This is a genomic window from Lysinibacillus sphaericus (assembly GCF_006864135.1).
GTDB lineage: Bacteria > Bacillota > Bacilli > Bacillales_A > Planococcaceae > Lysinibacillus.
In genome coordinates this window covers 1-580 of record NZ_SADV01000065.1, presented here as the reverse complement: position 1 = coordinate 580, position 580 = coordinate 1, and the positions used below count along the sequence as shown (strand labels likewise).

The 580-nt window shown below is 34.8% G+C and carries 1 protein-coding gene; it reads left to right on the top strand.

Features of this window, described 5'->3' with window-relative positions:
* Positions 1-580, top strand: a 580-nt coding sequence (locus C7Y47_RS24705) for an IS3 family transposase (RefSeq protein ID WP_142511133.1), incomplete at both ends; no start/stop codon positions are given.

Below are 580 nucleotides of genomic sequence, written 5' to 3'. Positions count from 1 at the left end.
AGTGGATTGAAGTCTGTTATTCGTAGAAAGCGCAAGCCTTATCGTAAATCCCCAGCACATCATGTGGCTGAGAACGTATTAAATCGAGCATTTACATCGAAAAAGCCAAATGAAAAATGGTGTACAGATGTCACAGAGCTTAAGTATGGAAACGGGAAAAAAGCTTATTTAAGTGCAATTATCGATTTATATGATGGTTCAATTGTGAGTTATGTGTTAGGTCATTCGAATAATAATTCCCTTGTTTTCAAAACAATAAAATCAGCTATTCAATCATTACAATCAGGCGAGCAGCCATTAATACATAGTGATCGAGGTTTTCAATATACATCGAAGGAATTTAAGCGAATTGTGGAAAAAGCCAATATGACACAAAGTATGTCCCGTGTTGGTCGATGTATTGATAACGGACCAATTGAATCATTTTGGGGCACATTGAAGTGTGAGAAGTATTATTTACATAAGTACGATTCATATGAAGAGTTAAAACTAGCGATTGATGATTATATTCATTTTTATAATTACTATCGTTATCAGAAACGATTAAACGGCTTGAGTCCGTTAGAATTCAGGACTCAAG